The sequence below is a fragment of the Spirosoma arboris genome, from assembly GCF_009754945.1.
Taxonomy (GTDB): Bacteria; Bacteroidota; Bacteroidia; order Cytophagales; family Spirosomataceae; genus Spirosoma; species Spirosoma arboris.
Genome location: NZ_WPIN01000071.1, coordinates 1 through 767, shown reverse-complemented (window position 1 = coordinate 767; position 767 = coordinate 1). Strand labels below are relative to the sequence as shown.

Below are 767 nucleotides of genomic sequence, written 5' to 3'. Positions count from 1 at the left end.
CTCAAAGATTGAGGATCGGACGTTCATTTGTTGGTTTTTCCTTCCCCTTTCCAACTTCATCTGGAGTTAAGCCACCAAGAGAGCTGTGGGGTCGGAAGCTGTTATATTCTTGCCTCCAGTGTTCAATTTTTTCCCGAGCATCATCCAGCGATAAGAACCAGTGAGCGTTCAAGCACTCATCCCGGAAACTACCGTTAAATGACTCGATAAACGCATTATCCGTTGGTTTTCCAGGTCTTGAAAAGTCCAGCGTCACTTTGTTATCATAAGCCCACTTGTCCAGAAACTTTGAGATAAATTCACTGCCATTATCAACTTGAATACGGTCAGGAACGGTTAAATATAACGATTGTAGGCGATTCATTACAGCAACTACATCTTCCGATTTTAAAGACTGACCAACATGAATCGCCAGGCATTGACGACTATAATTATCCACTACAGTTAAGGACCGAATTTTGCGGCCGTCAAAGAGCTGATCGGCCACAAAATCCATGCCGCTACGGCGGACCGTTCCAGCACTGATGAATACTGGAGAGCTGGGGGCGTTCCAAACGGTGTGCAGCGGCTCGGTTACGACGGGGACGCTTGCTTCTGAGATGCAATCCTTCTTCACAATACACCCTATACACTCTTTTGTGATTGTCACGCCAGCCTTCTCGGCGCAACAGCACATAAATCCGCTGATAACCGTACCGAACTCTTACCTGGGCAATTTCTTTGATTCGTTTTCGGATCACGGACCGGGCCGCCGGAGCGGTCATCTC

1 pseudogene is annotated in these 767 nt (G+C 47.5%); it reads right to left on the bottom strand.

Annotated elements, in window-relative coordinates:
- Position 1 precedes the first annotated feature (1 nt).
- A pseudogene (locus tag GO755_RS41740) lies at positions 2–767 on the bottom strand (IS3 family transposase); the annotation flags it as partial.